Annotated in this window: 1 protein-coding gene; it reads left to right on the top strand. The window is 41.2% G+C overall.

From position 1 onward, the window contains the following. Positions 1-3,510: two-component regulator propeller domain-containing protein (locus ACEW8O_RS01755; RefSeq protein WP_373492904.1), on the top strand; the 3,510-nt coding region annotated here is incomplete at its 5' end. Positions 3,511-3,645 lie beyond the last annotated feature (135 nt).

Raw genomic sequence — 3,645 nt, forward strand, 5'->3', positions numbered from 1 at the left:
CCCGAAATGATCTGGACGGATCCGGCTCGGGAGATATTGGACATTTCTGATTTTGATGGGCAACACCTATTATTGACATTTAATGATGGTGTGGTGGTGTTGAATACACAAAATCAAGCTGTCACTGGTTTTGAATTGCCCAATGACAACAACATCTACTCATGTGCTATCACTGATTCCGAAGGAAATATTTGGATTGGCACCTTGAATGCAGGAATCTGGCTGATCAAAAATGGTGAAAGATCAATCAAACCCATCACTTCTGTTTTAGACAATCTTCCGGTAAATTTTGAAAAACGAATGATTTTGGATCTCATGTTGGATACCAAGGGGAGGATTTGGGTGGCAACTTATGGGCAGGGAATTATTCAGCTGAACACAAAAGACAGGACTTCTCAAAATTATGTTTACCAAAAACAGAATCCAAGATCGGTACATTATAATGATGTCCTATGCCTTTTTGAAGATTACACTGGGACTTTGTGGTTTGGAACTGATGGTGCCGGCTTGAGTTTTCATGATACTTACCTGGAAAAATTCAATTTCTTTCACAACCAACAGGTCCCGGAAAATATCAATATTGACGTTATAAGGGCATTGTATGTAGATGAAAAAGACAGGATTTGGATAGGGACATCCGGCAAAGGTCTTACCTCTTTTGATCCAAAGACCAAAACATGGGAAACCTTGTCAAGTGAAGGAAAATCCACTAATAGCATATTAAGTGATAGGGTCATGAGTTTAATGGGAGATGGTGCAGGCAAGCTTTGGATTGGCTATCAGGAAGAGGGTCTCAGTATTATGGATCTGGAAAAAGGCTATTTCACCCACTATAATTCCGAAAGCAGGGTTCCCTTACCAAGCAATACCATTTGGAAAATATTCAAAGACAGAGAAGAAAGATTTTGGCTCGCCACCCGGAATGATGGGCTGATCCAGTTTGATCCCCAAAAAGGTGTGGTCCGGAAATTTACCCATGACCCCAATGATCCCAACAGTATCCCCGGCAACAATATCCGTACAATTGAAGATGGCCGAAAAGGTCAATTATGGATTGGGACTGAAAATCAGGGTATAGCCAGATTTGAAATTGATTCAGAAAAATTCTATCCCATAGCACACCAACATGACGATCCCAACTCCATTTCCTCCAACAACATCAAATCCCTGTACTTTGACGGAAAAAACACATTATGGATCGGAACCAATGGATCGGGAATCAATGCCCTCAACGTTGACAATTGGGAGTTGACCAGAATTTCCACTAAAGAGGGGTTGGCAAATGATGTAATCTATGGGATTTTGCCCGATGCTGTGGACAACCTTTGGCTTAGCTCCAACAAAGGGATTACAAAAATAACCGTACCATCTTCCAATTCGTCTGATTATGCCATCACCAACTATACCAATTATGATGGTCTCGCCACCGAATTCAATACCGGTGCATATTTCAAAAACAAAGACGGTTCGCTATATTTTGGTAGTTTGGAAGGCTTTTATTGGTTCAACTCTGAAGATATTTCCCTGAATGAAATTCCACCAAAAACAGCTATCACAGGGTTATTTGCTTTTGACAGACCGGTCGCCATCTATGATGACATCAAGCTAAAACATAATGAAAACACCCTGACCATCAATATGGCAAGTTTGGTGTTTTCTTCTCCTGACAAAAACGAATTCCAATACAAACTTGAAAACCATGATGATAACTGGATTCAGTCCGGAAACAACCATCAGGCGAGGTACACCAATCTTGCGCCAGGTTCCTATAATTTTTTGGTCAAATCCAGCAACTATGACGGTATTTGGTCTGAATCACCTGTTTCGCTTCAGCTGACCATACTTCCACCCTGGTACCTGAGCATTTGGGCAAAACTGGCCTATTTGCTTTTTTTCACATTGGCGGTAGTCTGGATATACCAATACCTCAAATGGCGATGGCAAATAAAATTCGTGATCAGGATGAAGGAGGAGGAAGCGGACAGACTAATGGAAATAGACCGGTTCAAAACCAATTTCTTTACCAATATTTCCCATGAATTCAGAACACCGCTGACACTGATAGCCGGACCTGTAGAAAGGCTGATGACCCAGTCAGAAAACCCTGTATTTAAGTCTCAGCTCAATCTGATCAAACAGAATTCCCAACGCCTGCTTAACCTTGTGGATCAATTGCTTGAAGTATCAAAAATCAAATCCGGCAAACTTCAACTGAGAATTGAAAAAGGAAACTTGGGTCTGCTGCTACAGTCCATCGTTTCAAATTTTTTCTATTTCGCTTCTGAAAAAGACATCAGGATCAGGACAGAAATCCCCCTGATGACTGAAGTATGGTTTGATCCTGACAAAATTGAAAAAATTGTCGGAAACCTCTTGCAGAATGCCATCAAATACGGAAAACCGGGGTCAGAAGTGATGGTCAAATCAAGGATCAAAGAGAACCATCTAAATCTCACGGTTTCCAATCATAGTTTGGTCAATTATTCCAAAATTGAAATTTCTCATCTTTTTGATAAATTCTATAAGCCGGATACCAAATCAGAAGGTTTTGGGATCGGTCTTCCTTTGGTCAAAGACTTGGTGGAACTCCATAAAGGAAAGATTGACCTGCACCTGGAGGACAAGGATATTTTTAAAGTTATTATCACTCTCCCAATAGAAAAATATTCTTTTAGGCCCGAACAGGTGATTGAGGAAGAAGATTATGATGAAGGCCAAAAACCCAAAGGACCCGAATTAGTGGCTGAGGAAGATGCTCCGCTGGTTTTGGTCGTTGAGGACAATTTCAAGGTCAGGTCTTTCATTGTCGGCGAACTCAGGCCATATTACAACATCATTGAGGCTGATAATGGGCGGGAGGGTCTGTTTTTGGCATTGAAAAAAATCCCGGATCTGATCATATCAGATGTGATGATGCCGGAAATGGACGGCATAGAACTCTGCGGAAAACTCAAATCCGACGAAAAAACCTCTCATATTCCGATCATTTTACTTACAGCAAAATCCGAGGAAGATCATATCCTAAAAGGACTGGAAGTCGGTGCAGATGACTATATGCTCAAGCCATTTGGAATCAAACAGCTTTTGGTAAGAATTCAGAAACTGATCGAATTGAGAAGGGATTTAAGGATCAGGTATTCTGGCAAAACCAGCATTGCCCCCAATGAAATTGCGGTCACTTCCACAGATGAAAAATTCCTGGAGAAAGTCCAAAATATAGTGGACGAGGATCTTGGGGACTCCAACTTCACCGTGGACGAATTCTGCAAAAAACTTGGCATGAGCAGAATGCAGCTTCATCGAAAATTAACTGCACTTACCGGTCTCTCAACATCAGCTTTTATCCGCGACCAAAGACTCAGGCTTGCGCTCCAAAGACTTGAAAAATCAGGTGATTCCATTTCGGAAATTGCTTATGCAGTAGGTTTCAGTTCCCCATCCTATTTTATCAAATGCTTCAAAGAAACCTATCAGATGACTCCCAATGAATATTTGGGAAGGGAGAAATGATGAAGTTTGAAGTCGGAAGTCCGAAGAACAGGATGAAGGAGAGGGGATGAAGGATAAAGGACTAGGTTGTCATGTTAACACTAATATGGCGGATTAAAGGTAATAACCATCGAGAAAAGATTCAAGTTAACCTTC

The sequence above is a fragment of the Aquiflexum sp. genome, from assembly GCF_041749095.1.
Lineage (GTDB): Bacteria > Bacteroidota > Bacteroidia > Cytophagales > Cyclobacteriaceae > Aquiflexum.